A 25,283-nucleotide genomic window follows, 5' to 3' on the forward strand; every position below is an offset into this window, starting at 1 on the left:
CATAGCTATTCAATCATTCTATCACTCACTCATTCAATCATTAAGTTGCAGCCCCTTACGTCAGAATTATCGAAGCGGCCAATCACCCGAAAATCGCCTTCCTCCCCTACGTATTGTCCCAAGTCCTGGGTTTCGATAAATGAACAGGAATCCAGATTGGCTAAATCGACAACGTTTATTCCTCCCGTTTGGCGCGAGCCGACGTCTGTCTGTTTGTCTGGATGAAGTGCAAATGGATCGTTGATGTCCCGCAAGAAAATTCGGAGCGTTGCGCTAGGGCGAAATACACCATTCCCCATTGAATAAGCCTGCGATAGCAATTCGGTCATGCCATATTCGGAATGAACGGCTTGTATCCCTAATTGCTCCATCAGAATCTCATGCACTTCTTCGCGTAGTAGCTCCTTCCGGCGGCCTTTCATTCCACCCGTTTCCATGACAATAAGCTTAGGAAGCTTTCCCAGGAATGACAAATCCGATTCTGATTCAGCCCAATCCAGCAAGCCAAATGTAACCCCAATGAGCAAAATCTTTTTCTGATCAGGCTGTTGGGCGAGTTGTCGTAAGCGCTGCGTCAGTTCAGCATAGTTGTTGAGAAAAAACCCGGACGTAGGGTTATGAGCTTGCACACCTCCACTCTGCGCCATAAATTGCTGAACCATATACACGAGCGAGGAGTTATTTCGTTCAAGGTAAGACGGCAGCAACGCCAGAATATGGAAGTCGCGGAGTAGGCCATACGTCTGCTCAAAAATTTGCGTACTGACAGCGTCGTAAAGAGCTAAATCAGGTACAAAATGGCGGCTGGTCTGTTCGCCCGTAGTACCGCTACTGGCAAAGGTGAGCGTATCTGTTTTATCTGGATTGCAACTTGAGTCAATGCCTGTTAAAACCGAATGAGTTTTAAAAAAGCCAATCGGCATAAACGGCACCTGATGCAACCTGGTTATCTCGTTAGGCTGGCAGTTCAGGTGGTGCAAATAAGCACGATATAAAGGATTGTGAGCTGCCTGATACCGAAAAACGGCCAGAGCCAGCGTTTCGAAGGCCGCTCGATCCGGAAAGTTCGACACAAGTTCCAGAACTTGCTGTCGGAGTGATTGCCGAAGCGGGGCCGCAGCGGCTGAAAGTGTTAATGAAAAAGACAAAATAACAAAAGCGTTTATTGCACAACGAGTACAACAGTATGCGACGGCAACAAATTCAAACCTACTTATTCGTTTTCGGCATTGTCCTAACCGTATCGGCCTGCTTTACCGAACCAAATTACTCAAATACTCCAGCCATCGACTTTAAGGGCCTATTTAAATACTCAATTGCAGCAAGTAGCGGAGTAGGCCAAGCCAAGCGGGATTCAATTGTAATTACCATCGGCTTCAAAGATGGTGATGGCAACCTCGGTGTCGACAATCCGTCCGCAGCAACAATTACCAGTTATACCAGCAACGGCGGTTGGGGAAATTATGAAATCAGAACATTTCGACTCATCAACAAGCAATATGTCGAGTACAGGCAAACAGATCTCACATCCTTGTTTTTCCCGGATCTGACAAAGAACAAACCCAAAGGCCCTATTGAGGGAACACTGGATTTCAATCAAACTTTTACGTACGGTACATCAAATGTATTCTACCCAACCAAGTTTCAAATTCGCATTCGAGATCGGGACCTGAATGTCAGTAATGTCATCGAGACGGATACGATAACATTGCCTTACTTGCCCCAGTAATAATATTCTGAATACGGATCAGAGCAACTTAATCCGCATTCAGAATAATCCGGAACGTTGTTCCTTTCCCGACTTCCGAGCTTTTGACAAAAAGTCGACCACTGTGGTATTCCTCTACAATGCGTTTGGCTAGTGTCAGCCCTAGTCCCCAACCTCGTTTTTTGGTACTAAAACCTGGCGAAAATACTTTTTGCATATTGGCTTTAGAAATCCCCTTGCCGGTATCCGTAATGTCGATCGCGACCTGCTGCTGTGACAAAGGCACAATATTGAGCCGCAATTCGCCAACTCCTTTCATGGCATCGACTGCGTTTTTGCATATATTTTCGATGACCCACTCAAAGAGTAGCTTATTGATTTTGACCATCTGATCGGACGGCAGTTGGCTAGCCAGGCTCATTTTCACTTTCGTCGAAATACGTCTCGCCAGATAATCCGTAAATTGCTTAACTACCTCATTTAGATTTTCTTCTTTCAAAGTAGGCACAGAGCCAATACTCGAAAAACGAGCAGTAATAGTCTCCAGTCGCTGAACGTCTTTTTCAATTTCATCGGTTATCGATCCGTCATACTGGTCAGGATCGGAGCGCATATACTCGACCCAGGCCATCAACGACGACATAGGCGTTCCTAACTGGTGGGCCGTTTCTTTGGCTAACCCAACCCATACACGGTTCTGCTCCGCCCGTCGCGACGAACTAAACGAGAGGTAAGCCAATACCCCAAGGGCTGTCAGAATTGCCAGTAGCGCATACGGCAGGTACGTAATTTGTCGCAATACATCTGAGTTAGAATAGTAAACCTTACCATGTTTACCATCATTCATCACCACAGGTATAGGCGGGTGATTTTTACTCATTTCAATCATTTTATTGCGAAGCAAAGCTTGCTCCTCCGCCTGCGTAAGCCCTTTCGTTAAGCCATCTATATTCAGCTTGGCCAATACTTGATTATTATGATCGACATAAATAACTGGTATGGTCTTGTTAGCCTGCAAAATTTCACTTGTAACAAACGTTAAATCACCACTATCGGCATCAGGGCGACTTGAGCTATACAAATACTCTACGGCCTTTACATAGAGCTGTACATATTGTTCCTCACGGGCTTCGAGTTTTAAAATAAGGCGATTGGTATAAAGCAACGATCCTGTTCCAACTAACAATAGGTTCAGCGCCAGAATAATTTTCAGAATATTATTCTGATTATAAATATCGAATGACTTTAACATGTGATCTTATAAGCTGCCATCACTGAAATAGGTTTGACTTAAAAGCAGCTTTTTGAGAATAAAATGTGGAGGTATTACAAAACTAAACAGATTGTTGACCTATTACGTCGCCCAGTAGATACGTTCTGTACGTTAAACGATAAAAAGCAGGCAAACTATCTAAATCGGAACGACTGAGCTACGCTTACTGTTACAAACTCGAATAGGATTGAACAAAGAACCCATCTCTTTGTTTGGATGTATTCTAAATAACACACCACTTAGATGGTGCCTATTTATATCCGATAAATATGCCGTAATTTTGTAAAGGCCTAAGGCCAATAAAGGTGATTTGTTACCATGTTAGATACCTTCAAAGCAATTAGTTTATCTTACAAGATGGCCCCGTTGCAGGTGCGGGAACTAATTGCACTAAACGAAGAAGAAGCCAAGCGGCTGATGATTCGGTTGCGTGACTTTTTTGGGTTAACCGATTTGCTTGTTATCTCAACCTGCAATCGTACAGAAGTATATTACGCCTTCGAACAGGACCTCAATAGTGATATTGCCCGTTTATTACTGATCGAAAAAGGGCTGACAGATACCGCTAATTATTTGCCTTATTTCCAGTTTTTCGAGGCAAATGATCAGGCTGTTCGGCACTTGTTCGAAGTATGCGTTGGCTTACACTCGCAGGTAGTGGGCGATATGCAGATTCCGAATCAGGTGAAACAATCGTATCAATGGTCGGCAGATCTGGAAATGGCGGGGCCGTTTCTGCACCGACTCATGCACACGATTTTCTTTACCAACAAGCGGGTTGCTCAGGAAACACCTTTTCGTGACGGAGCGGCTTCGGTCTCTTATGCTGCCGTTGAGCTGATTGATGAGCTGGTTGGCGAACATAAGAACCCCAATGTCCTGGTTATTGGCCTCGGAGAGATTGGAACCGACGTTTGTAAAAATCTCGAAGACCGCAAGTTGACCAACATTACCCTTTGTAACCGTACGCAAACGAAAGCCGAAGCCCTGGCTGAGCAATATGGTTTCCGGGTTGCTGACTTTGACAATCTTACGGACGAAATTCGCCGGGCCGACGTAATCATCTCGTCGATCATGCGCGACGATCCGCTCATTACTCCTGAACTACTTCAGGAAATCAATGTGCTAACGTTCAAATATTTCATTGATTTATCGGTTCCTCGTAGCGTAGATACTGCTGTTGAGCAGATTCCGGGAGTACTGGTATACAACATTGACCATATCCGTAATCGTACCGATGAAGCCTTAAATCAGCGATTGGCTGCTATTCCTCAGGTCGAAGCCATTATCACACAAGCGGTGGCTGAGTTTGGCGACTGGTCGAAGGAAATGGTTGTATCGCCAACAATCAATAAACTTAAAAATGCCCTGGAGCAGATTCGTCGTGACGAAATTGCCCGGCATTTGAAACATCTGACTCCTGATGAGTCGGAAAAAGTGGACAAAATTACGCGCGGCATTATGCAGAAGATCATTAAGCTGCCTGTGTTGCAACTGAAAGCTGCCTGCAAACGTGGAGAAGCCGAAACCCTGATCGATGTCTTAAATGATCTGTTCGACCTGGAAAAACAAGCGGCAGGTGATCCAAAACATTCTTATTAATACAGAACTTCCAACAAAAAAGCTCCTCAATCAGACTGATTGAGGAGCTTTTTTGTTGGAGTAGCTTTTTGTCATTCCTCCTGACGTCGGAATGACAAAAACAGGCCATTATTTTCTATAAAAGGGAATGCCAACAATAGGGCGACTTATCTAGATTACTCCAGTTTTCATGTCTGCCGATTACTTCTTTTTAGGCGCAGCCTTCTTAACGGGTGCTTTGGCAGTAGACGCAGCGGGTGTTGTTGTAGCTGGTTTCTCATCATTCTGCCCCGGCGTAATTCCCAATCGCTTAAGAACTAGCTCTGTGATGTTGTTTTCTTCAGGTGCGTACAGGATATCGGTCGAATTACCAGTATTCAGAATGTGTGTATAGCCATTTTCTTTAGCTACCGAATCAATCGCCTGCTGAATTTTTGTAAGCGTAGGGCTAACTAACTGCTTGTACTTACTCTGAATCGATTCATCGGCATCACGGCTAAACACCTGAATACGGTTTTGTAAAGTCTGCAACTCGGTCTCTCTATCTTTCCGAATCACATCCGTCATTTGAGCCCCCTCTTTTTGATAAGCGGTGTACTTCGTCTGAAACTCTGACTGCAATCGTTTAAGTTCTTCCTGCGCCTTATTTTGCTGAACCATCAACAAGTCAGTGATTACCTTATTTTCAGGGGTTTGAGACAAGATATAATCTATCCGTGTGTGGCCTACTTTTACCGTCTGGGCTTGCAGTCCCAAAGCAGTCAGGGATAAAGCCACCACAAGCACGTAATTAAAAATCTTCTTCATTTTAACGGTTAGTTTAATCTAAATTAGGTAGGTACACCTCTTGTTTGAGTTCTATATACACAAACAAGGAGGAGTTAACATGTAAAATTATGGACGATAAGCATTAGTCAACCTTACAACTCGAAAGACAACGGTCAGCCTGCCATCGATTCAGCTATAACTCTCAAATTTAGCAATAAGGGCTCGGCTTTAATAAGTTAAATATTGTTAAGTTCAGCTAAGTTTGATGAAATGATCTTATCGATCTCATCGAATCTGTGTTTGTAGACGAATAAGTGACTCTCCACTACAAATGACCCGACTGATTAACGCCCTGTTTCGTTTGTTTCTTATTGCGGTGCTGGTTGCCGGTCTTATTGCCATTTGGGAGCAGATTCGTGGGAATAGCCTGCTCAGCCGTTTCCGACGAGGTGATAACACGGCCCAACACATTGTCCTGAAAGAAATTACGACCCTGGGAAAGCTGGAACTCGTAAAATACACTTTCAAAGACATTGTTGAACACGAGCAGGTAAATACGTTTTTGCCCAATGCAAACGCCATATTAATTGTAGAAGGCGAAGCCACTGGCTGCATTGACCTGACCAGGATTTCGGCAACTGATATTATAACCGAAGGCGATTCAATAACCGTCCAACTACCGAAACCGGAACTCTGTAGTTGGAAAATCAATCACGACCGGTCGAGGGTGTACGATACTCACTTTTCGTTTCTGGACCAATCCCAGCTAGTGAGCGACGCCTATCGGAAAGCCGAACGGCAGGTTCGCCAATCGGCGCTTGACGGCGGCATCCTCAATCAAACCCGCCAAAATGCTAACCAGATTCTCCGCCCCATGCTCGAACGGATTTCGGGCAAAAAAATAGGGTTGGTCTTTCGGGAATAGTAAATTATGTTTCAGGTTCCATGTTCGTGAAGAGCAAAGCATGGAACTTGGAACATTGAACAATTTTAATCTAGTTTATACCACTTCACATCTTTCAATGGAGCACGGCGAAAAGCGGCCTTAGTATCTCCCGTTGATGGTCCGTAGTATTTTTCGAGGTAATCTAAAACAATCTTTTCCGATTCGCCCAAGTCCCAAAGTTTGTGGTATTTCTGCATCCATCGAATGCGCTCCGTCCAGCCTGCCCGCGTAAAGCGATGCTGCAAGATAAGTTTCGAGGAATGACAAGCCGTACATTGTGCTTTTACCATCATCAGGCTCGGCGAATCAATTAATCCGCTTTCGGCATCAATTTTCAGCGTATCGGCCATCCTTCCGCTAACTTCTGCCGTCGATCGCGGAGATATAGTAACTGTTTGGAAGCTAGCCAATCCAATCACCGTAGCCCCAATAAGAAATAAACCTATTACTGTTTTCATGTTCTTCTAGACCTAAAAACTAATACTAGTACTCTTCCAATTTAGATTCTAGCGCTTCTTTTGATTCTACTTGATGGGTTAGCTATTGATTATCAGCAGAATATCATCAATAGAATCCGATAGAATCACCAGAATCTATTTTGGTAAAGCACTAGGTTGCTTTTACGGCGATTCGATGACAGGCATTATTAAGATAGCCACCCGGATTCCACTGTGGAATGACCATTGGCTGCGTAACGCCACTACTATCGGTAGCACGCACCCATATTTCATAATAACCTACTTCTGGAAATGTTATTTCCGACGACCATTGCTGCCACGCTAGTCGATTTTTGGCTGGCTCTAGTTTACTTTTTTGCCAGGTTGCCCCGTAATCGATGGATGTATGTACCTCTGCAACAGCGCGGTCTCCGGCCCAGGCATGTCCTCGTAAAGCCAGCGACTTCTTCTTATCGAACATGGCTCCCGTTTTTGGGTACGTAATTATTGACTTTACGGGCATCGACTCGATAATACGGAAATTCTCGGGCGTCTCAGCAATTTTTTCACCTGGTTGTACTGGGCGAATTGGCATTCGATAACTATGCCCTTCCATCTTGGCACCATCATGCTCTTTATTGCGAACAGCAATCGTATGCAGCCATTTCCCGGATACCGAAGCGGGCCAGCCACCAATAACCAGCCGCAATGGATACCCATGCACTAACGGAATGTCCTCACCATTAACAGCCCAGGCAAGTAATACCTCATTTTCAAGGGCTTTTTTAATAGGCACCCCACGCGAAATAGACACTTTGGTAGGGTCTTGACTCAGGTGTGGGTCTTTACCGTAATAGCCAATGTACACAGCATCGTCTTTCAATCCGACATCCGCCAGAATATCCTTTAACCGAACACCCGTCCAGGCAGCGCAGCTTACCGCTCCCTGATCCCAGGGGTTACCCGTTGTTTGGGGTTCATATCCCGATCGACCATTGCCTCCGCATTCCAGCACGAGTTGGTAGGTATGCGTTGTGAACCGTTTCTTGAGTTCGTCCAGCGTATAGGTTTTCGTTGTTTTTACCGATTCTCCTTTAATTGTGAGTGTCCAGGTCTTTGGGTCGATGGGTTCCGAAGGAATCAGGCCATTATTCCGAATAAACATTTTATCGACGGGTGTAACGGCGTCATCTAACAGATGAATAGGCGGTTCAACATTCCAGGGTTTATCGCCTAACACCTTCATCTCAGCACTTTTACCCTTAAGAGGATCATAGTCAAACGCCAATGGCGTATAACCTGCCGGAATTTTATCGGCGAAAACGACATCCGTCCCTATCAAAGCGGTTAGCGTTGCCAACGCACTTTTTTGAAGAAACCCACGCCGGTCATGAAGCTGATTCTGCATAGCTTTAACGTTCTTATAGCAGGCAAATTAGCGCCTTTATTTACCGATTACTTGTTCAATTTTGTTTCTATGGTTTCTTTGGATTCTATTGTACTGATAACCAGCGATAATAAAATCTATCGCAAAGGCGTCCCCGAGAATCCTCCAGAATTCATTTTCGTCAATGCCCTAGATTATACTCAAAGCATATTTTCGGGCAAAAGTAATGTTCCCTATGCCGAAATTATGCAATTTGCCTCTACCCAAACTTTACCCTCCTAATTGGCCCGTACAAACATTATACTGTTGCAGAGTAGTGTATTTAACAGTTTTTAATGAATATAGCATCTGAAAAAGCGTTTTGGCTATACTATGAATTAATTGCCTGATGTGCTATGAATACGATCCCGCCAACCGTTACAAATGGTGACCTTCTGATTGCCGAACCATTCATGGGCGACACTAATTTTGAGCGTAGTGTAGTTTTAGTTTGCGAACATAGCCATGCCGGCACCTTTGGGCTGGTATTGAATCAGCTTACCGATATTCACCTGAGCGATGTAATCGAAGAAATTCACCCTGATTTACCCTTATTTGTAGGTGGGCCAGTCCAACAAAATACATTGCATTTTATCCATCGTCGCCCCGATCTGATTGACGGGTCGATACGGGTTGTTGACGGTTTGTACTGGAGTGGCGATTTTGAGCAGATCAAACGAGCGGTCAATTTGGGAACACTTACCGAACGCGACATTCGCTTTTTTATTGGCTATTCCGGTTGGAGCGAAGGGCAGTTAGATGACGAACTTAGCCAGAAAGCCTGGATCATTAGCCGTATCACTGCCGATTTCCTATTTGATACCCCAACGAAAGAATTTTGGCGGGGAGTTCTCAAGCGAATGGGGGGCGAATACAAATCAATAGCCCATTATCCGGTCGACCCACGACTTAATTAACAATTTTAAACATTTCCCGCACCGGACGAACGGCGGCTTCTTAACTTTTTTTCGCCAATTTTGTGGCGGTCGGAAGGCCGCATCCCCGACGTTTCGGAGAAAAAACGTTATCGAAGGGTTAACTTCCTTTTTGCAGTTCTGTATGTACATGTACCGATTACTACTTCTTATTACTATAGTAACCTCGCCTTTCATCTCGAAGGCACAAAGCGATAAACCAATTGGCGGCCATTTTGGACTAAAAGTCGGAGCATCGTTCACCCAAATAGCCATATCCGGATCTACAGTCAATATCCCTCACCGGGCATTGCAGCCTCATCTGGGGGCAATTTATCGGTATCGGTATAATCGTTGGGTAGTTCAGCCAGAAGCCATCCTATCGATCCGGGGAGGCACCTTTCAGCAGGAGCAATCTAATGGTAGCCGAACTACAACAGGGGTTTCTTACTATTATGCCAGCCTTCCTTTTATGTTGGGCTATATTCCAACCGAGGGGTTGACTGTTCAGGCTGGCCCAGAGTTCAGCTATGCTCTTAATGCCGGCCAAACAGGTGGTCCTAGTGCCAATAACGATCTGGGACTTGCCGTAGGGGTTCACTACGACTTCTTAGACATGCTGAACAAGTTCAGTCTAAACGTCCGCTACATTTACGGCTTTACCAACGTATCGCCCGAAGCAACAGCTGCCTATTATAACCGAAATCTTCAGGTATCGATGGTGTACAACCTGTTCCCGAAGAAGAAGAAAAAATAAATTCTTACTAGGAGTGAGGAGTGCGTAGTAGAATACTGTTCAAAACATCCTACTACGCACTCCTCACTCCTGGTACTGTTCAAATTATGCTCTCCGACTTCGGCATTCTCCTGCTCTTTATTGTAGGTGCGTTTGCGTTTATCGCAATCGTACTTTTTATAGCGCGCTTACTACGCCCGAACAAACCGAATGTCGAGAAAAATAGCACTTATGAATCGGGAGAAGAGCCCGTTGGCAACGCGAATATTCAGTTTAACATCCGCTTTTACGTTGTAGCACTTGTATTTGTTCTGTTCGATGTTGAATTAGTTTTTTTGTTTCCGTGGGCAACTGTATTTGGCCAGGCACAACTTATTAAAGAAACTGGAGGCCTTTGGGGTTGGTTTGCATTAGGAGAAGTAACCCTGTTTGTCATTATATTGTCGTTAGGGCTTGCCTATGTTTGGGTGAAAGGTTACCTTGATTGGGTAAAACCCCAACCGAAAGTACCAACAGTGGAAACGAAGGTTCCTGCGGAGTTGTACAGGAAAGTAAATGAGAAATATCAGCGGTGACAGGACTTTATTAAAGCTCATTCTTCTCCTTACCTTATTATCCTCTCCTATCAGAGGACTAGCTCAACGCTACGAAATAGGAACCTACAAAATCCGTGTTCTTCTGGATTCGGGCGAACGAATCAACGGAGTTTTATCGGGTGTGAGCGAATCCACCTTGTATTTTGAAGATAAACGACGGGACATCATTAAAATACCGTTAACTTCGATTCGAAAGGTGAAGCTCATTGATGTCAATAATGTACGCTCCCGAATTATTACGGGTGCGATTTTGGGGGCGTTGGCAGGCGGATATGCTTCTTATCAGGGAAATAACCACAGCCCCGGTAATAGTAGAAGTCCTATTTTATTAGGTGTTACGATTGCCTTTGGTGCGGCAGGAGGAGCAGGTTTCGGCGCCCTTATAGGAAAATTTAGTGCGAGTATAGGGCGCGCCCGCTTCACCTTTCGCTCTGTAGGCGATCCAGAATCCGTAACTCGTTTATACCATCTTTTAGAACCTTTCAGCGAAACGTTTCAAAAAGACGTTATTAAGCAATATCCTTAACGTATATGACTCCTCAACCAACAACTGATAAATCAGGCGAAGCCAGCGTTATGCTGATGCACTCTGAAGATCTGTTAAACTGGTCGCGAGAGAAATCGCTGTGGCCGCTTACATTTGGCCTAGCCTGTTGCGCCATTGAAATGATGGGAGCTATGACTGCCAGTTATGATCTCGAGCGATTCGGGATTTTTCCGCGCCCCTCCCCTCGCCAATCCGATATTATGATTGTATCAGGTACGGTTACCTATAAAATGGCCGATCGTATCCGGCGACTTTATGAGCAAATGGCCGAACCCCGCTATGTCATTTCGATGGGGTCGTGCTCCAACTGCGGGGGGCCGTACTGGCAACACGGTTATCATGTGGTGAAAGGAGTTGATCGCATTATCCCAGTTGATGTGTACGTACCTGGCTGCCCACCGCGTCCCGAAGCGCTAATCGACGGTTTCCTGAAATTGCAGGAAAAAATACGAACCGAGCATCCGTTGTCCAGAGGTTAAATGTTTAATGTTTCAGGCTTCAGGTTGTGAGCCGGAGGCTAAACTTGGAACATTAAACCTGGAACGTTGAACATTTCACCTATCTAACGCAGCAACTATGAGCCCCCTCTCCGTTTCCCTTCGCCAAACATTTGGGTCAATCCGGCTTCTGTGGCTGATCTATAGCATCAATCTGGTACTAGGCTTAGTGGCTGCTCTCCCCTTCTACAACACCCTTAAGCTAGAAGATCAGAATTCGCTTGCCTTTATGAATCTGCTCGATGGATTCGACTATACCATTTACTCCGACTTTATGCATCGCAGCGAGCGAGTAATTGCCCCGCTTTTAAGTGTCGGACGCTGGTTGGGCTTAGTGTATATTTTTCTGAGTGTTTTTTTCTCGGGAGGAATTTTACTTCGCTTCGCTCAACCCAACGCTCGCTTCAGTGCTGGTTTATTTTGGCAAGGCTGTAGTCATTATGTAGCCCGGTTTCTACGACTTTTTGCCGTTGTGCTCCTGTTTGTTGTGGTGGGTGCCGGCTTCTGGCTCGTTGCAGGTTCGTTAGTAGGTGTGGCGCTAAATAATACATTAACTGAACGAGGTGAATTCTGGATTGGCGCGGTGTTTTTTGTACTCTTCGCCTTTACCGCTACACTCCTGTTCTGCATTGGCGATTACGCCAAAGTTTTGATGTTTCGGGAAGATGAACAGAATGCCTTTCGCGCATTTGGGCAGGCCGGTCGATTAGTCCTTCGCAATCCCATGCGAACCTATGGTTTATACGGAATGATGATTGTGATTGGAACCGGTTTATTCGGAATTTATTTCCTTCTGGACGAAGCCATTTTAATGAGTAACTGGCTCACTATTTTGCTGATGGTTGTTATTCAGCAAATGCTGATTTTCGCTCGTGTTGGTCTGAAAGTATGGTCATTAGGAACCGCTTACAACCAGTATGAAAAGTTACCTAAACCCATCTTCATTCCACAGCCTGTTCAGATAAGCCAGCCTGCCAGCGAACCTGATTCTACAGATGAAACGCCTTTAAACGTAGTAGAGTCGTAGGTCAACAGAGAATCTACTTCTAGTCGATCCTGTTTATTCTTGCATAGTCCACGAAAAAACCTCCTGGTCTTCTCTGTTACCCAAATAAGCCGTAGCGAATAATACAGTAAATCGCCCGGAAGCCATCCTGCCAGTTAACTTTCTTCCCTTCTCCATAGGTTCGGCCATAATAGGATATGCCAACTTCGTAAATACGAATACCTGAAATTTTCGAAATCTTCGCCGTCACTTCTGGCTCAAAGCCAAACCTTTTTTCTTTTAACTCAATTCCTTTTATGATATCGGCCCGAAACAATTTGTAGCATGTTTCCATGTCCGTTAGATTCAGGTTCGTGAACATATTGCTCAGGAAGGTCAGAAACTTATTTCCGATCGTATGCCAGAAAAATAGAATACGGTGAGCATTTCCGCCTATAAACCTCGACCCATAGACAACGTCGGCAAAACCGTCGAGAATGGGTTTCAAGAGGATATTAAATTCATCAGGGTCATATTCAAGATCAGCATCCTGAACAATTACATAGTCGCCCGTTGCACTTCGGATTCCCGTGTGTAAAGCGGCTCCTTTTCCCTGGTTAACAGCATGGGCAACATATTGCATTTCGGCCGCAGGATGTAGCCTAATAAAGTTCCGCACAACGGCTTCGGTATTATCCTTCGAGCAATCGTTGACAATAATTATTTCTTTATGAACAGAGTCGGGAAGTTTTATATCGACGAGCTTAGTCAGTATTTTCTCAATGGTCTTACCCTCGTTGTAAGCGGGTACTATAATGGATAGTTTCATGGTTTTTGGTAACTTAATCAGAGCGATCCATACAACTGGTACGCAATGGAAAAGAGGACAAAAAAGCTGCACATCACTAAAATGAGCGGTTGCTGCTGCTTTTCATTCTTTTGGAGACTACACCAGGCCAGGCATGGCGCAATAATGGCAAAGACAGAAATCCGTTCGTAGAGATAAGGGAGCGTTACTAATAGCACAGCAGAGCCAAGTAGACCAAAAAATAATGCGTAATGATCCCGGTGAAGTCGTAGCCAGCCCAAGCCAATAATTACATAACCAACAACCCACCCGATCTGGTAATAGTGACCGAACACGCGATGGCTAGCCTCACGGGCAATAGCAACAATGTCGGCAATAAAATAAAGGACAAGAGCGCCTACAACCAGGCTACCAATAACGGCTAATGAATATGTCTTGTGCGTCTTAATATCACCAATCGTCCTGTTTCCAACCAACCACAGTACGCTACCAGCCAACATTAATACCGTAAATAAATAACCAAATGACGGCTTCCCGTTAACATGAAACTCCTGGAAGAACACATGGTTGACAAATTTTGGCGGGTACATACCGCCCCAGGTAAGCCAGGTAATCAAAACACCCGAAACGGCTAATAATCCAAGGCCAACTACCCGAGCCACTTCTTTTAGCTGAAGCGGGAATTTTGGCATGAACAAGCCAATAGCCCCGCCTATAAAAACCTGAAACGTGACAGTCAAGGGTAAAAACAACAAGCCAATTTTCTTATTCTGGCGGGTTAAGCTCCAGAAAATATAGAAGAGCAAAAGTCCCGGCAGAAACGGGTGCGCCCTTACACAATAGATTAAGACATAAGGGTTGAAAAGAACGGCTAAAGCTTTATAGAAACCAGATCGCAGCGTTACAACCACTAAACTGAGCCAGCACACCAAGGAAAGAACACGGCCAATTAGCAAGAACTGAGCACCGGCAAAATCACCGATCAACGCTTGCAGAGCTGCAATAAGCCACAAATAAAATGATGAGATAGACCAGTAAGGCGATAAATCTAGTGCAGGGAATACTGAATAAGCCTGCTCAAAAGAAGGCAGGTAAGCACCTCCTTCATCTCCTCTTGCTTGTTGGGTTACGACAAAATAGACTAATACAAATAGAGTAATACTTACTAATCCATAGCGAACTAATGGTAGTTTTTCTTCTGCCATACAAAAACACAGCAACTATAAGCTACTTAACATAGCGTTTTAAATCTAAGCCACTGCGAAAGTAAGACTATTTTTAACTATTACTACCTACAGCCACATCCCACATTTACATATAGTATCCAATAAAAATATTTTAGTTACATCAAATAAAAAGTATCAGCTTTTACATCCTAACTAGCCCCACTTGAGCAGAATCAAAACCGAGAAGATTGTATAGGCAATTAAGAGCAGGTAGTTTTTACTCTTAAAAAAATCAGGCGTTAACTGTACTAATATATAGCCTAGGAAAGGCCAGGGATGAATAAGGTATCGCTCAAAAAATGGATGGTTACCCCCAATAAAGACCTGAGAAACAATAAAGAAAATGACAAAAGTGAGCGAAAACAGAAACCCTTTATCCGTAAAACCGTGCACCTTAACATAGGAAACAAGTTCCCCTATAAATACGTACAGGCTAACCAGGCTAATGCTGTATAGAGCAAATAAGCCCAGAGGAAGCCCCCAACGTCCTCTCGACTCTACCCAGCCTACGCCATGCTCAACAGGGCCACTGAATACATCACTAACTGACAACGAATCGTGGAAGAGATTGATACGAAACACACCCAACATTAATGCTAGGGGTAACGCAATGGCGAGTATACGGGCTAACGGTTTAACTCCACGTAATAAATTAGCCAGAACAAACGGAGCAATATAAAGACCTGTTATTAAGAGTGCTGAAATAGGTCGTAGTTGATTGAAACTAACCCCCGAACGAAGCTTTGACCATTGATGAAATAAAGGGGGGGTAAATCCTCCCCAAAGTAAGACCAGCCCTGCCAATGGCAGTAAACCGATACCTATCGATAGGTATAATAACCCTCGATTAACGACGCCTTCTTTAAGGCCGTACTGTTTAAAGTATTCCCAATCAGAAGTTACCAACAGGATAAACAACGCAGGCAATAGAGGCAGGTAATAAAATCGGGCAATGGTCGTAAATCCGAGCAGAAGGCAACCTAGAAAGAACGGGAAGAAATGCTTTAGTCCCGAGGTAGAAAGTAGTAGCAGACCCGAAAACAAAAATATCAGCGCTGGTCCCTCGGTTTGTATCGTCGAAACAGTCACAAAAAAATAAGGGCAAACCAGCATAAACCAGCTAGCGCCTAATACCTTATGCTGTGAAATGACCGAACGATTATGAAGATGTCTATAAGCAAAACCTGCTACTACTAATAGTCCTGCACAGGTAATTAATCGAAGGCCTATATAATCGATACCAGGAAATAACTTCATCCATAGCGCAAACCAAATATGACTGGCTACGCCGGTTGGTGGCAGGTGGTTATATAGGGTTGTCAGGTTTATTCCACCTTTAGCAAAGGCCTCGCTGGCCGCCAGATGAAAATCTTCGTCCATAACACCATATCGGGCTTGCAGCGCCAGTACGCCAGCAGCGAGTGTATATAAGACGCATATTCCCAGAAAATAGGTTCGGTAAGCTGTAGGGGTAGTAGGTTCTTCAGAAATATCGGATAAAGACGTGTTCACTGTAGGCAATTTCATGAAGCTATTGGGGATTAATGAGGAGCGGCAACATACATTCGTAAAATTATGGGCATTGCACTTTGCTGCTATTGCCAACTCGGCTTCCTGTTCAGTTTGGAAGTTTTCTTCTGGGCGGCCTCCAGAATAATGCAAAATTAAGAATATCTTGGTCACTTAGTCTCCGTTGAAGGATATGCAATCCGCTACATGAGCCAATTCAGCCATAATGTTCCTTAATGGTCCGACTATAGGTTTCCAGTCATTCCCAAAAATCACCTTTAAATGCTGACTGTTTAGCCGAGTATATAGGTACTCGAAACGCAGAAGCAAGGTTATTAAAATGTAAAGTTTGATAAGTAGTAACCCTATTTACAAGCTTTTATCCCCAATAACTGGCCAGACAAATGCATACAGTTCCCAAGCTCTTCTTCGTAAGCCTTATTCTTTCTCTTATGCTTGCTTTTAAGCAGGACGTGCCGCCCCGATTGCAATTATTTTTGCTCATTGGCCAATCGAATATGGCTGGCCGAGGTATTCCCGAAGCCGAAGATCAGCAGACTCATCCACGCATCTGGATGCTGACGAAACAGCTAAGCTGGATACCTGCTCGCGATCCGATGCACTTCGATAAACCCGATGTTATAGGTGTTGGCCCTGGATTTTCGTTTGCGAAACGACTGGCCGAAGCTTACCCAGAAATGAATATCGGATTAATTCCCTGCGCCGTTGGCGGTTCGGGTATCGATGTCTGGAAACCAGGCGCTTATTATGAACCTACCAAATCACATCCTTACGATGATGCTTTACGACGGGCAAAAAAAGCACTTGACAATGGGCAGTTAGCCGGTTTTATCTGGCATCAGGGCGAATCAGATTCGGAGCCAGAGAAAGCCATCGTTTATGAAGAAAAACTTACCGAACTAGTCCAGCGATTCCGAAAAGATCTGAATGCGCCCAATGTACCATTTGTAGTAGGAACACTGGGCGATTTTGTCGTAAGTCGAGACCCAGAGGCTAAAATCGTCAATGAAGCACTTCAACAGGCGGTCCAACACATCCCAAATTCTTACTGCGTTCTGTCAGAAGGATTAACCGACAAAGGAGATTCAACTCATTTCGACACCCACTCAGCCCGAATTCTAGGACAGCGGTATGCTGATGTATTTATTCATAAGAAGTTAATAACAAGCAAGCCGTAAGTCGGTGCTAGTTAAAAAATCTGCGCAAAATCAACATATCAGCAGTATCAGCCATCGGGTAGGCCTAATCTTCTTTGGCCATTTCGTATTATTGCAAAACTATTTCCCTTTCATAACTATTGATTGTGCCGCATGGCTAATCCTACTGTTTCTTCTAAACCGTCCGACGAGGCTAAGTCGACTCAGGCGGGACTATTTGGCTTGCCAGTCATTGTAGCCGCACTGGGCTACTTCGTTGACATTTACGACCTTCTTCTGTTTGGCATAGTTCGCGTACCCAGCTTAAAAGATCTCGGTCTTGCTCCCGATCAAATCTCCAGCGTTGGAGCCAGCATTATCAACTGGCAAATGGGTGGTTTACTGCTCGGCGGTATTCTCTGGGGTGTTATTGGCGACAAACGTGGGCGTTTATCCGTTTTGTTTGGCAGCATCATTACCTATTCCATTGCCAACATTGCCTGCGGTCTTGTAAAGGACATCACGTTTATGGACCCAACGATGTATTACGCTCTCATGCGTTTTATAGCGGGCATTGGGTTAGCGGGTGAACTTGGAGCCGGTATTACTCTTGTTAGTGAGGTCTTGCCTAAAGAAAAAAGGGCTATTGGCACATCTCTCGTAGCAGGCATTGGCCTCTTTGGCGCCGTAGTGGCTTATTTTACTGTTAAGCTATTCGACTGGCAAATGGCCTTTTTTGTTGGTGGAGGCTTAGGATTCGGCCTGTTGTTGCTACGGGTTGGTGTAGTTGAATCAGGTATGTTCAAAGATGTATCTGACCAGAAACACATCAGTCGGGGTAATTTTCTGTCCTTCTTTACAAACGCAGACCGATTGTCGCGCTATCTCAAGTGCATTGGCATCGGACTGCCAACCTGGTTCGTCATTGGCATTCTGGCTACATTTAGTAACGAGTTTGGTAAAGCATTAGGCATTGCTGAAGAAATCCAGCCAGGCCTGGCCATTATGTGGTGCTATGTTGGGCTGGCCGTAGGCGATCTGGCCAGCGGATTCATCAGCCAATCCTTATCCTCTCGTAAAAAAGCAGTGGCATTACTCATGGCTGTTGCCCTCGTGTTTGGCTTAGTTTATTTATACCTCGGGGTTAAAAGCGCAACTGTTTTGTACAGCTTATGTCTGGCAATGGGCTTCGGAATTGGTTACTGGGCCATGTTTGTCACCATCGGGGCTGAACAATTCGGAACGAATATTCGCGCTACGGCGGCTACTACAATTCCCAATATGGTACGCGGCCTAGTCATCCCAATGACTATTGGCTATCAGGCATTGAAGCCCTCGTTGGATATCATTAATGCCGGGGCAGTTATAGGGCTGATTAGTTTTCTGCTTGGTTTCTACTCCATCCTGAGCATTCCCGAAACACACGGCAAGGATTTAAATTATCTGGAAGAGTAAGTCTGAACAGGGATTTTCATGATTTAAATGATTTCCCAGATTGATAACGATGTGTGAAATTGAAAATCATGGAAACCAGTAAAATCAAAGAAATCCAGCGGGGCCGCCCGGCGGTTCAGACCATCTCCTTCCGTCCCTTATTTGCCCTGCCCGTCATTGTGTCGGCGTTGGGCTTTTTCGTGGATGTGTATGATATGCTCATTTTCAGCATTGTACGCGTTCCAAGTTTGCAGTCGCTGGGATTATCGGAAGAAGAAGTATCAAAAGCAGGGACGTTTATTATCAATTTCCAGCAAGCGGGCCTGGTTGTTGGCGGTTTCCTGTGGGGGGCGTTGGGCGATAAACGCGGGCGGATGTCGGTGCTGTTCGGGAGCATTATTACGTATTCGCTTACAAACATTGCCTGTGGCTTTGTACAGGATGTGAATACGTACGCCTTTCTGCGTTTTCTGGCTGGCGTTGGTCTCTCTGGCGAAATTGGGGCGGCTATTGTGTTAGTGTCCGAAACCCTGCCCAAAGCAATTCGAAGCTATGGTTCTGCTGTCGTAGCGGGCATTGGCTATCTGGGAGCTGGTGCGGCTTATTTCACCGTTGAATACTTCAACTGGCGAACCGCCTTTTGGGTGGGTGGTGGCATGGGAATTGCCCTGCTGTTGCTTCGCGTCAGCGTATTCGAATCAGGCTTGTTCAGCCGAATGAAGACAGAGCATAAAGAGGTTAGTCGGGGGAATGTCCTGCATTTTTTTCGAAGTTGGCCAGAAGCCATCAAATACTTACGCTGTGTAACGGTGGGTATGCCAACCTGGTTTGTGGTCGGTATTCTGGCTACGTTTGCCAATGAACTTGGGCAGGCATTGGGTATCGACGAGGTGGTAAAACCGGGTCGATGTGTTATGATGATTTATGTGGGTATGGCCGTAGGCGATCTGCTGAGTGGGCCACTTAGTCATTGGTTGAAGTCACGCCTAAAAACAATTACAGGTTTGTTGATTCTAGGCACTTTGATGAGTGGTATTTATCTCTTTGGTGGCATTCATACCGCGAGTGGTATCTATACCGTATGTTTAATTTTAGGGTTCTGTACAGGCTACATCGCTATGTTCCTGACGATGGTTGCTGAACTCTACGGAACAAACCTCCGAAACACAGCCACAACGTCGGTGCCGAGTGTAGTTCGGGGTACACTGATCCCAATGACCTTATTTTTTCAGGCGTTGAAGCCCTCAATGGGCGCGTTAATGACCGCAGGACTTCTGGGTGTAATCGTTTACGGCCTCAGTTTCTGGTCACTTAGCCGAATGGAAGAGACCTTTGGCAAAGACCTGGATTTTGTAGAGTAAGCACCTAATACTTGATGAAAAATGTACAATGAATAATGGTTTCTGTTAATCAGAGGCTTACCCTAATTTATTGTACATTGGCTATTAAGAATTGTACTTAACCACAACCATTCATCATTTATTTAAACCGTTTCTCCAGATTGCCAGCGTTCAGCGGGCAGATCAGCATCATTGAGTTGACAGCTAAAGGTTCAAAACTTAAAACATTCAACTCAATGAAAACGACCATCAAATTACTCGCTAGCGCTTTTGCATTTGCTTTAACTATCTCAACATCAATCTCTTCATTCGCTACCGATGGCAGCCCAAAGCAAAAAGCATTTGCAGCCGTTGTGTTCCCCTCTGCCAATGCATCCAAAATTTGGGTGTGTCTGGAGAAATATCAATCCGAAAATAAAATCACCCTTCAGTTAGTCAATCAAAAGGGTGATGTATTATTCGATGAAGTAATTTGCACCAAAAACAGCAAAGACCGTGCAGTTCGTCAGCAGTTTGATGTGAACGAGCTTGGCGATGGCAATTACACATTCCGGATCACGGCTGGCGATCAGAAAGAAGAGATTTCTGTTAAACTGGCCACGCCATCGGTAGAAGCTCCAACCCGGCTTATTGCTATCAAATAAAGTAACTGCATAGTAAAGCTTTTTAATAGTACCCATCAGCTTCCCGAAAGTTTAGAACTTTCGGGAAGTTTTGTTTTATACCTCTTCCCGTTGCTTATTGAATAGAAAATCAGTAGATCTGGCTTATAAGGCAGGTTCCTAGCACCGATTCATAAATTTACGATCAATGGCCAAGGTATTTTTTCTGCTTGTTACGTTCGTCATTTCTCTGTCCAGTACATTGGCAATAGCCCAAACTAAAATCGACAGTCTGTTGCCCATTCGTGGGTTTTGTATTGCAGCACCACAGCCCAAACAGCTCGACACATTTATCAAATTCATCAATGAGGAACTGGCAACTCGTCAAGTAAATACGCTAATTCTGCGCGTCGATTTCAACTACGAATTCAGCAGTCATCCTGAGTTGCGCGATAGTATCGCTTTATCGAAGCGGGAGGTAAAGAAACTGGTTAAAGCCTGTCAGAAACATAACATCCGCCTGATTCCTCAGATCAATTTGCTGGGTCATCAGTCCTGGGCGAGCAAAACCACTAATTTACTCCGCGTTTATCCCGATTTCGATGAAACACCCCAGGTTAAAATGCCGGAGAAATACGTCTGGCCTAATCCTGATGGCTTATATTGTAAAAGCTATTGTCCACTCCATCCAGGTGTCCATGCGGTGGTGTTTTCGTTGGTCGATGAAATTTGTGATGCGTTTGAAACCGACGCCTTTCACGCGGGCATGGATGAGGTATTCTACATCGGCCATGAGAAATGTCCACGTTGTTCGGGCCTTGACAAAGCCGAATTATTTGCGGGCGAGGTAAACCTCATACGTAACCATCTGGCCGAGAAAAATCGTAAACTCTGGATTTGGGGCGACCGACTTATCGACGGAAAAACGACGGGTATTGGCCTTTGGGAAGGTAGTTTCAACAATACCTATCGCGCTATTGACCTGATTGCCAAAGACGTGATGATTTGCGACTGGCACTACGAACGGCCCGACCAGACCGCCGTCTATTTTGCCACAAAGGGTCTCAGCGTGATCACCTGCCCGTGGCGGAAACCGGGTTTTGCCGTTATTCAAACACAGGATATGGTTAAGTTCCGAAAATCGGTCACGCCTGTTATGAAAGACCGATTTCAGGGCATGATGCAAACCGTATGGTCGGGTGCCGGTCCCTTTCTGGACGAATTTTATGGCGTAAAAGTAAATCCAGAGTCGGGTGAAGATACAGCCAGTAACTGCTTTAAAGCCCTGTTTGGCGAAATCAAACGACTCAGCGAGACCAATTAACCTGTCATACCATGGTATCAACTCCAGCGAAACCCACTAACGCCGTTTTACCCGCCAAGCGCGTCTTTTCCATTGATGTTTTCCGGGCACTGACGATGCTCACCATGATTTTCGTGAATGATTTCGGGACATTATCCGGCATTCCGGGCTGGCTCGAACACTCGAAAGCCGATCAGGATTTTCTGGGCTTTTCCGACGTTGTTTTTCCCTGCTTTCTGGTCATTGTGGGCATGTCGATTCCTTTCGCCATTCGCCAGCGACTCGATAAAGGCGATTCGTACGGTCAGATCATCTGGCATATCGTTCTTCGTTCAGTTGCCCTGATCGTCATGGGCGTCTTTACAGTCAACATTCCCGATTTGAATGCGAAAGCGACTGGATTGAGTTCAGACTGGTTTCAAATTATCATGGTTGTGGCCTTTTTCCTCATCTGGAATCAATACCCCAAACGCGACGGAACCACGAAAGCTATTTTTACCGGGTTGCAACTGCTTGGTGTAGGGATTTTGGCTTATCTGGCATTTATTTTCAGAGGTGGTAGCGATGGTCATCTGGTTGGCATGACATCGCAATGGTGGGGAATTTTAGGGCTCATTGGCTGGACGTACCTCACCTGTGCTATTCTCTACTTATTTCTACGTAAACAACCAGAATTGTTAATCGTCTCCTGGGTGGCTTTTACAATCATGAACATCGCAGGGCATTCCGGTTGGCTACATGCGTTATGGCCTACCGGACCACATGCCTGGATTCCCGACAATGGGGCATTTCATGCACTGACGTTTGCAGGTATCCTGGCCACTCTGCTCATGACCCGTCTGCAACGAGCCGACAAAGCACATCAATTACCAATTCTGTTTATCGGCATTGGTATCCTGTTTCTTCTGGCAGGTTTGTTGTCCCGAAATTTCTTCATTATCTCAAAAATTCACGCAACACCTACCTGGATTTCGCTCTGTTGCGGCATTGCCTTTATCCTCTACGCAGGTATTTACTGGCTGGTTGATCTGAACGGCAAAGCCAACTGGTTCGACCTCATAAAAACTGCGGGAACCAGTACGTTAACCTGTTATCTGATTCCCTATATCTATTACAGTGTTGCCAATTTATCCGGCATTTCGCTTCCTCAATCATTAACAACAGGTGGTGTAGGCTTGCTAAAATCACTCTTATTTGCCCTGCTGATTATTGGAATTACGGCAGTGCTGGGGCGGTTGAGAATTAAGTTAAAGTTGTAGACTAACAGAATCTGCCTGCATAAGCTTCATCAAAAGCAGCGGCTGAGCTAGATTTTTATCCGTCTCTAACCACGCAGGTTTACCAGGGCGTTTCGCCTTCTTCTTCGCCGAAGAACCGTCCTGTAGGCCCATCGGCATCCAGAATGGCAAAGCTGGCAACAAACCGGCCCGCCTGATCGACAGGTTTTACACCTCGATTGTGATTGAAATCGGTGGCGGTATAGCCCGGATTGACACTATTGACTTTGAAGGGCGTGCCGTTCAATTCCTTCGCCAGCATGAGCGTGTAGGCATTTAAGGCCGACTTCGAGGGCGTATAAGCCGCTGGACTTAACCCATAATACTGCCAGTTTGGATTCTGATGAAACGTTAACGACCCCAGATCACTACTTACATTCACAATACGGGGAGCGTCAGATTTTCGCAGCAAGGGTAAGAACGCTTGTGTCACCTGAATTACCCCAAAGACGTTTGTTTCAAAAACAGACCGGATAACGTCGATGGGTGTTGAGGAAGGAGCCTGAGGAACCTCTCCCAGAATACCGGCATTATTAATCAACACATCCAGCGACGGACTTTTTCTGGCCAGTTCTTCAGCCGCTTTTTTAATCGACTCAGGCTTCGTTACGTCAATCTCAAGGAGAGCCGTATTCGTTAAGCCCCGTTCGTTAAGGCCTTGTTGCGCTTGCTGACCCAGCGTCATATTTCGGCAACCGAGGTAAACAAAATAGCCTAATCGGACTAATTCAGCAGCAGTTTCCAGGCCGATGCCTTTATTGGCACCGGTAATCAATACAGTTTTCATAAAATAAGTTATTTGTTAATCTTGTGTGAGTTGTCGCAGCACGGAGTGCGTGTCGCGAATGCCCCAGTGTTCAACGTATTTCCCATCGCGCAGGCGCACAATGTCGATCACTGGAAATACAATGGTTTTACCCGTTGCAGGAATGCCCATAAACGCACCTGTATGCGTGGCATGAAAGGCTTTGCGCGTCACCACTTTATCGTCCTCGGCGATCTGATCGTAAATCTCCACCCGTAAATCTGAAAAAGCGGAGCGCAGTACGTCGATAATGAAGCGTACCATACCCTCTTTGCCCGGTGGCATACCGGCGGGGGCGGTGTGGTTGATAAACGACGAATCGAGCAGTTCGTCGAAAACAGTTAGGTTTCCCTGCTCGATAGCCTCCTTGTTGAACCGGGTAACAGCGGCCTTATTTCTCGCTACTTCTGAGGTCATATAATCTGTTGCTTTTTGTTGGCACAAAACTACAGGCTGGCTCAGGCGTACCGATTGACCGTATGTCGGTTTCAATGGTACATTTCGCGGATTGTGGTTCGGAACGTGGTTGGCGTCTCCCCCGTTAGGCGCTTGAAAAACCGGTGGAAATAAGCGCCATCCTCAAATCCCAGTTGCCAGGCAATCTCTTTGGCCGAAAAATCGGTATGTAGCAATCGACGTTTGGCTTCCAGTATCAATCGCTCGTGGATATGTTCGATGGCCGTTTTTCCACTCTGTTGCTTAATACGATCATTCAGGTGACCGGGGGTCAGATTCAGCAAATCGGCATAGTCGGCAACTTGGTGTAGCGTGTTGTAATGCCTATCGATATAGGATCGGAATCGGTTTAATAACCCCCGATCAGGTGAGCCATGATCTGCCAGGAACTGCTCGGAGTACAAACGGCTCAGATAAATGAGCAATATGTTGACATAGGATTGGAGCATCCCGTTTCGCCAGCTACGCTCAGTATTGAACTCGACCAGCATTTTGCCCAGCACATCTTCCAGAAATTGCAGGTTGTCGGGCGTCAGACTCAATTCATGTCCATTATCTGGATTCAGAATAATGGGTAATTCCCGTAGCGAGCGATTTTCTTCAAGTTGTAGATACTCTTCAGTAAACGAAAGCATAATTCCATCCATCGGTTCGGTCTGCTCTTTGACCTGTATCTGATGGGGAGACGAAAAGTAAAATCGGTTCGACTGGAGGGTATACGGCACAAAATCAACCCAATGTCGGCTACTGCCTTTCCGAACCAGACACAGGAAATAGAAGTCTTTGCGGTGTGGAACCAGAAAGTTGGATCTATACCGACGTAGCTCCCCTTTGGTTTCAACAATATCGAACACCGGGCTACCCGTGCTACTGCTTTGCGCTAATGAGTAGGTAGGGATTATCTCTTTTTCCTGTTCAACAATCATGACATTAGGTTGATCAATGCGTATTA

General features: G+C 45.3%; 27 protein-coding genes. 16 read left to right on the forward strand and 11 right to left on the reverse strand.

Annotated features, from left to right (window positions below):
* Window positions 1–29: 29 nt before the first annotated feature.
* Window positions 30–1,148: a LuxE/PaaK family acyltransferase gene (locus ACYVGR_RS35765; protein ID WP_460965424.1), complete on the reverse strand. Its 1,119-nt coding sequence runs from the start codon at window positions 1,146–1,148 to the stop codon at window positions 30–32.
* A 38-nt stretch (window positions 1,149–1,186) separates the two neighbouring features.
* Here ACYVGR_RS35765 and ACYVGR_RS35770 point away from each other — a divergent pair, with 38 nt between their 5' ends.
* Window positions 1,187–1,729, forward strand: a complete 543-nt coding sequence (locus ACYVGR_RS35770) for a hypothetical protein (RefSeq protein WP_460965426.1) — start codon at window positions 1,187–1,189, stop codon at window positions 1,727–1,729.
* A 28-nt stretch (window positions 1,730–1,757) separates the two neighbouring features.
* Here ACYVGR_RS35770 and ACYVGR_RS35775 read toward each other — a convergent pair whose 3' ends face one another.
* On the reverse strand, window positions 1,758–2,960 hold the full coding sequence (locus ACYVGR_RS35775; protein WP_460965428.1) for a sensor histidine kinase: 1,203 nt from the start codon (window positions 2,958–2,960) through the stop codon (window positions 1,758–1,760).
* A 339-nt stretch (window positions 2,961–3,299) separates the two neighbouring features.
* Between ACYVGR_RS35775 and hemA the strand changes: the two genes are divergently transcribed.
* A complete protein-coding gene (gene hemA / locus ACYVGR_RS35780; RefSeq protein WP_460965430.1) occupies window positions 3,300–4,583 on the forward strand; it encodes a glutamyl-tRNA reductase in 1,284 nt (427 codons plus the stop codon).
* Window positions 4,584–4,763: 180 nt separating this feature from the next.
* Here hemA and ACYVGR_RS35785 read toward each other — a convergent pair whose 3' ends face one another.
* On the reverse strand, window positions 4,764–5,369 hold the full coding sequence (locus ACYVGR_RS35785; RefSeq protein WP_460965432.1) for an OmpH/Skp family outer membrane protein: 606 nt from the start codon (window positions 5,367–5,369) through the stop codon (window positions 4,764–4,766).
* A gap of 292 nt (window positions 5,370–5,661) precedes the next feature.
* Here ACYVGR_RS35785 and ACYVGR_RS35790 point away from each other — a divergent pair, with 292 nt between their 5' ends.
* Window positions 5,662–6,255 carry a DUF4230 domain-containing protein gene (locus ACYVGR_RS35790; RefSeq protein ID WP_460965434.1) on the forward strand — a complete coding sequence of 198 codons (594 nt, stop codon included), beginning with the start codon at window positions 5,662–5,664 and terminating at the stop codon, window positions 6,253–6,255.
* Window positions 6,256–6,320: 65 nt separating this feature from the next.
* Here the strand turns inward: ACYVGR_RS35790 and ACYVGR_RS35795 are convergent, their stop codons facing one another.
* Window positions 6,321–6,734, reverse strand: coding sequence for a hypothetical protein (locus tag ACYVGR_RS35795; RefSeq protein WP_460965436.1), 414 nt, complete (start codon window positions 6,732–6,734; stop codon window positions 6,321–6,323).
* 151 nt (window positions 6,735–6,885) lie between these two features.
* Entirely contained in the window at window positions 6,886–8,121 is a 1,236-nt protein-coding gene (locus ACYVGR_RS35800) for a sulfite oxidase (protein ID WP_460965438.1), read from the reverse strand.
* Here ACYVGR_RS35800 and ACYVGR_RS35805 point away from each other — a divergent pair.
* The 7 genes from ACYVGR_RS35805 to ACYVGR_RS35835 all read left to right on the forward strand — a co-directional run bounded on the left by ACYVGR_RS35805 (window position 8,104) and on the right by ACYVGR_RS35835 (window position 12,456).
* Window positions 8,104–8,382, forward strand: coding sequence for a hypothetical protein (locus tag ACYVGR_RS35805; RefSeq protein WP_460965440.1), 279 nt, complete (start codon window positions 8,104–8,106; stop codon window positions 8,380–8,382). The genes ACYVGR_RS35800 and ACYVGR_RS35805 overlap by 18 nt on opposite strands.
* 113 nt (window positions 8,383–8,495) lie before the next feature.
* Entirely contained in the window at window positions 8,496–9,056 is a 561-nt protein-coding gene (locus ACYVGR_RS35810; protein WP_460965442.1) for a YqgE/AlgH family protein, read from the forward strand.
* A gap of 142 nt (window positions 9,057–9,198) precedes the next feature.
* A complete protein-coding gene (locus ACYVGR_RS35815) occupies window positions 9,199–9,810 on the forward strand; it encodes a porin family protein (RefSeq protein WP_460965444.1) in 612 nt (203 codons plus the stop codon).
* A gap of 86 nt (window positions 9,811–9,896) precedes the next feature.
* Window positions 9,897–10,364: an NADH-quinone oxidoreductase subunit A gene (locus ACYVGR_RS35820; RefSeq protein WP_460965446.1), complete on the forward strand. Its 468-nt coding sequence runs from the start codon at window positions 9,897–9,899 to the stop codon at window positions 10,362–10,364.
* Window positions 10,345–10,911 (forward strand): LSm family protein, encoded by a 567-nt coding sequence (locus ACYVGR_RS35825; protein ID WP_460965448.1) that lies wholly within the window; start codon window positions 10,345–10,347, stop codon window positions 10,909–10,911. The genes ACYVGR_RS35820 and ACYVGR_RS35825 overlap by 20 nt, the downstream gene beginning before the upstream one ends.
* A gap of 5 nt (window positions 10,912–10,916) precedes the next feature.
* Window positions 10,917–11,411: an NADH-quinone oxidoreductase subunit B gene (locus tag ACYVGR_RS35830; protein WP_182457616.1), complete on the forward strand. Its 495-nt coding sequence runs from the start codon at window positions 10,917–10,919 to the stop codon at window positions 11,409–11,411.
* A 97-nt stretch (window positions 11,412–11,508) separates the two neighbouring features.
* Window positions 11,509–12,456 carry a hypothetical protein gene (locus ACYVGR_RS35835; protein ID WP_460965451.1) on the forward strand — a complete coding sequence of 316 codons (948 nt, stop codon included), beginning with the start codon at window positions 11,509–11,511 and terminating at the stop codon, window positions 12,454–12,456.
* 76 nt (window positions 12,457–12,532) lie between these two features.
* On the opposite strand, the gene ACYVGR_RS35840 is transcribed toward ACYVGR_RS35835, so the two are convergent.
* The 3 genes from ACYVGR_RS35840 to ACYVGR_RS35850 form a co-directional block, all read right to left on the reverse strand.
* The gene (locus ACYVGR_RS35840; RefSeq protein WP_460965453.1) at window positions 12,533–13,243 is read right to left on the reverse strand and encodes a glycosyltransferase family 2 protein; all 711 of its coding nucleotides are present in this window, start codon (window positions 13,241–13,243) and stop codon (window positions 12,533–12,535) included.
* 17 nt (window positions 13,244–13,260) lie between these two features.
* A complete protein-coding gene (locus ACYVGR_RS35845; RefSeq protein WP_460965455.1) occupies window positions 13,261–14,427 on the reverse strand; it encodes a hypothetical protein in 1,167 nt (388 codons plus the stop codon).
* A gap of 174 nt (window positions 14,428–14,601) precedes the next feature.
* The gene (locus ACYVGR_RS35850) at window positions 14,602–15,975 is read right to left on the reverse strand and encodes a hypothetical protein (RefSeq protein WP_460965457.1); all 1,374 of its coding nucleotides are present in this window, start codon (window positions 15,973–15,975) and stop codon (window positions 14,602–14,604) included.
* Window positions 15,976–16,409: 434 nt separating this feature from the next.
* Here ACYVGR_RS35850 and ACYVGR_RS35855 point away from each other — a divergent pair, with 434 nt between their 5' ends.
* The 6 genes from ACYVGR_RS35855 (at window position 16,410) to ACYVGR_RS35880 (ending at window position 23,052) form a co-directional block, all read left to right on the forward strand.
* Window positions 16,410–17,156, forward strand: a complete 747-nt coding sequence (locus tag ACYVGR_RS35855; protein ID WP_460965459.1) for a sialate O-acetylesterase — start codon at window positions 16,410–16,412, stop codon at window positions 17,154–17,156.
* A gap of 132 nt (window positions 17,157–17,288) precedes the next feature.
* Window positions 17,289–18,569, forward strand: a complete 1,281-nt coding sequence (locus tag ACYVGR_RS35860; RefSeq protein ID WP_460965461.1) for an MFS transporter — start codon at window positions 17,289–17,291, stop codon at window positions 18,567–18,569.
* Window positions 18,570–18,637: 68 nt separating this feature from the next.
* Window positions 18,638–19,909: an MFS transporter gene (locus tag ACYVGR_RS35865; RefSeq protein WP_460965463.1), complete on the forward strand. Its 1,272-nt coding sequence runs from the start codon at window positions 18,638–18,640 to the stop codon at window positions 19,907–19,909.
* A 215-nt stretch (window positions 19,910–20,124) separates the two neighbouring features.
* The gene (locus tag ACYVGR_RS35870) at window positions 20,125–20,532 is read left to right on the forward strand and encodes a hypothetical protein (protein WP_460965465.1); all 408 of its coding nucleotides are present in this window, start codon (window positions 20,125–20,127) and stop codon (window positions 20,530–20,532) included.
* A 166-nt stretch (window positions 20,533–20,698) separates the two neighbouring features.
* Window positions 20,699–21,814 carry a family 20 glycosylhydrolase gene (locus ACYVGR_RS35875; RefSeq protein WP_460965467.1) on the forward strand — a complete coding sequence of 372 codons (1,116 nt, stop codon included), beginning with the start codon at window positions 20,699–20,701 and terminating at the stop codon, window positions 21,812–21,814.
* A gap of 11 nt (window positions 21,815–21,825) precedes the next feature.
* Window positions 21,826–23,052 carry a DUF5009 domain-containing protein gene (locus ACYVGR_RS35880; protein WP_460965469.1) on the forward strand — a complete coding sequence of 409 codons (1,227 nt, stop codon included), beginning with the start codon at window positions 21,826–21,828 and terminating at the stop codon, window positions 23,050–23,052.
* A 79-nt stretch (window positions 23,053–23,131) separates the two neighbouring features.
* On the opposite strand, the gene ACYVGR_RS35885 is transcribed toward ACYVGR_RS35880, so the two are convergent.
* From ACYVGR_RS35885 to ACYVGR_RS35895, 3 genes are all read right to left on the reverse strand, one after another.
* Window positions 23,132–23,857, reverse strand: a complete 726-nt coding sequence (locus tag ACYVGR_RS35885) for an SDR family oxidoreductase (protein WP_460965471.1) — start codon at window positions 23,855–23,857, stop codon at window positions 23,132–23,134.
* Between the two features lie 15 nt (window positions 23,858–23,872).
* Entirely contained in the window at window positions 23,873–24,292 is a 420-nt protein-coding gene (locus ACYVGR_RS35890; protein ID WP_460965473.1) for an ester cyclase, read from the reverse strand.
* Window positions 24,293–24,363: 71 nt separating this feature from the next.
* Window positions 24,364–25,257, reverse strand: a complete 894-nt coding sequence (locus ACYVGR_RS35895; RefSeq protein ID WP_460965475.1) for a helix-turn-helix domain-containing protein — start codon at window positions 25,255–25,257, stop codon at window positions 24,364–24,366.
* Window positions 25,258–25,283: the final 26 nt, after the last annotated feature.

It is taken from the genome of Spirosoma litoris (assembly GCF_054776755.1).

Bases quoted from the DNA above. Each gene is read 5' to 3' on its own strand.
- ACYVGR_RS35770 (WP_460965426.1), top strand. From the start codon at position 1,187: ATGCGACGGCAACAAATTCAAACCTACTTATTCGTTTTCGGCATTGTC.
- ACYVGR_RS35775 (WP_460965428.1), bottom strand. From the start codon at position 2,960: ATGTTAAAGTCATTCGATATTTATAATCAGAATAATATTCTGAAAATT.
- hemA (WP_460965430.1), top strand. From the start codon at position 3,300: ATGTTAGATACCTTCAAAGCAATTAGTTTATCTTACAAGATGGCCCCG.
- ACYVGR_RS35785 (WP_460965432.1), bottom strand. From the start codon at position 5,369: ATGAAGAAGATTTTTAATTACGTGCTTGTGGTGGCTTTATCCCTGACT.
- ACYVGR_RS35790 (WP_460965434.1), top strand. From the start codon at position 5,662: ATGACCCGACTGATTAACGCCCTGTTTCGTTTGTTTCTTATTGCGGTG.
- ACYVGR_RS35795 (WP_460965436.1), bottom strand. From the start codon at position 6,734: ATGAAAACAGTAATAGGTTTATTTCTTATTGGGGCTACGGTGATTGGA.
- ACYVGR_RS35805 (WP_460965440.1), top strand. From the start codon at position 8,104: ATGAAGCTGATTCTGCATAGCTTTAACGTTCTTATAGCAGGCAAATTA.
- ACYVGR_RS35800 (WP_460965438.1), bottom strand. From the start codon at position 8,121: ATGCAGAATCAGCTTCATGACCGGCGTGGGTTTCTTCAAAAAAGTGCG.
- ACYVGR_RS35810 (WP_460965442.1), top strand. From the start codon at position 8,496: ATGAATACGATCCCGCCAACCGTTACAAATGGTGACCTTCTGATTGCC.
- ACYVGR_RS35815 (WP_460965444.1), top strand. From the start codon at position 9,199: ATGTACATGTACCGATTACTACTTCTTATTACTATAGTAACCTCGCCT.
- ACYVGR_RS35820 (WP_460965446.1), top strand. From the start codon at position 9,897: ATGCTCTCCGACTTCGGCATTCTCCTGCTCTTTATTGTAGGTGCGTTT.
- ACYVGR_RS35825 (WP_460965448.1), top strand. From the start codon at position 10,345: ATGAGAAATATCAGCGGTGACAGGACTTTATTAAAGCTCATTCTTCTC.
- ACYVGR_RS35830 (WP_182457616.1), top strand. From the start codon at position 10,917: ATGACTCCTCAACCAACAACTGATAAATCAGGCGAAGCCAGCGTTATG.
- ACYVGR_RS35835 (WP_460965451.1), top strand. From the start codon at position 11,509: ATGAGCCCCCTCTCCGTTTCCCTTCGCCAAACATTTGGGTCAATCCGG.
- ACYVGR_RS35840 (WP_460965453.1), bottom strand. From the start codon at position 13,243: ATGAAACTATCCATTATAGTACCCGCTTACAACGAGGGTAAGACCATT.
- ACYVGR_RS35845 (WP_460965455.1), bottom strand. From the start codon at position 14,427: ATGGCAGAAGAAAAACTACCATTAGTTCGCTATGGATTAGTAAGTATT.
- ACYVGR_RS35850 (WP_460965457.1), bottom strand. From the start codon at position 15,975: ATGAAATTGCCTACAGTGAACACGTCTTTATCCGATATTTCTGAAGAA.
- ACYVGR_RS35855 (WP_460965459.1), top strand. From the start codon at position 16,410: ATGCTTGCTTTTAAGCAGGACGTGCCGCCCCGATTGCAATTATTTTTG.
- ACYVGR_RS35860 (WP_460965461.1), top strand. From the start codon at position 17,289: ATGGCTAATCCTACTGTTTCTTCTAAACCGTCCGACGAGGCTAAGTCG.
- ACYVGR_RS35865 (WP_460965463.1), top strand. From the start codon at position 18,638: ATGGAAACCAGTAAAATCAAAGAAATCCAGCGGGGCCGCCCGGCGGTT.
- ACYVGR_RS35870 (WP_460965465.1), top strand. From the start codon at position 20,125: ATGAAAACGACCATCAAATTACTCGCTAGCGCTTTTGCATTTGCTTTA.
- ACYVGR_RS35875 (WP_460965467.1), top strand. From the start codon at position 20,699: ATGGCCAAGGTATTTTTTCTGCTTGTTACGTTCGTCATTTCTCTGTCC.
- ACYVGR_RS35880 (WP_460965469.1), top strand. From the start codon at position 21,826: ATGGTATCAACTCCAGCGAAACCCACTAACGCCGTTTTACCCGCCAAG.
- ACYVGR_RS35885 (WP_460965471.1), bottom strand. From the start codon at position 23,857: ATGAAAACTGTATTGATTACCGGTGCCAATAAAGGCATCGGCCTGGAA.
- ACYVGR_RS35890 (WP_460965473.1), bottom strand. From the start codon at position 24,292: ATGACCTCAGAAGTAGCGAGAAATAAGGCCGCTGTTACCCGGTTCAAC.
- ACYVGR_RS35895 (WP_460965475.1), bottom strand. From the start codon at position 25,257: ATGATTGTTGAACAGGAAAAAGAGATAATCCCTACCTACTCATTAGCG.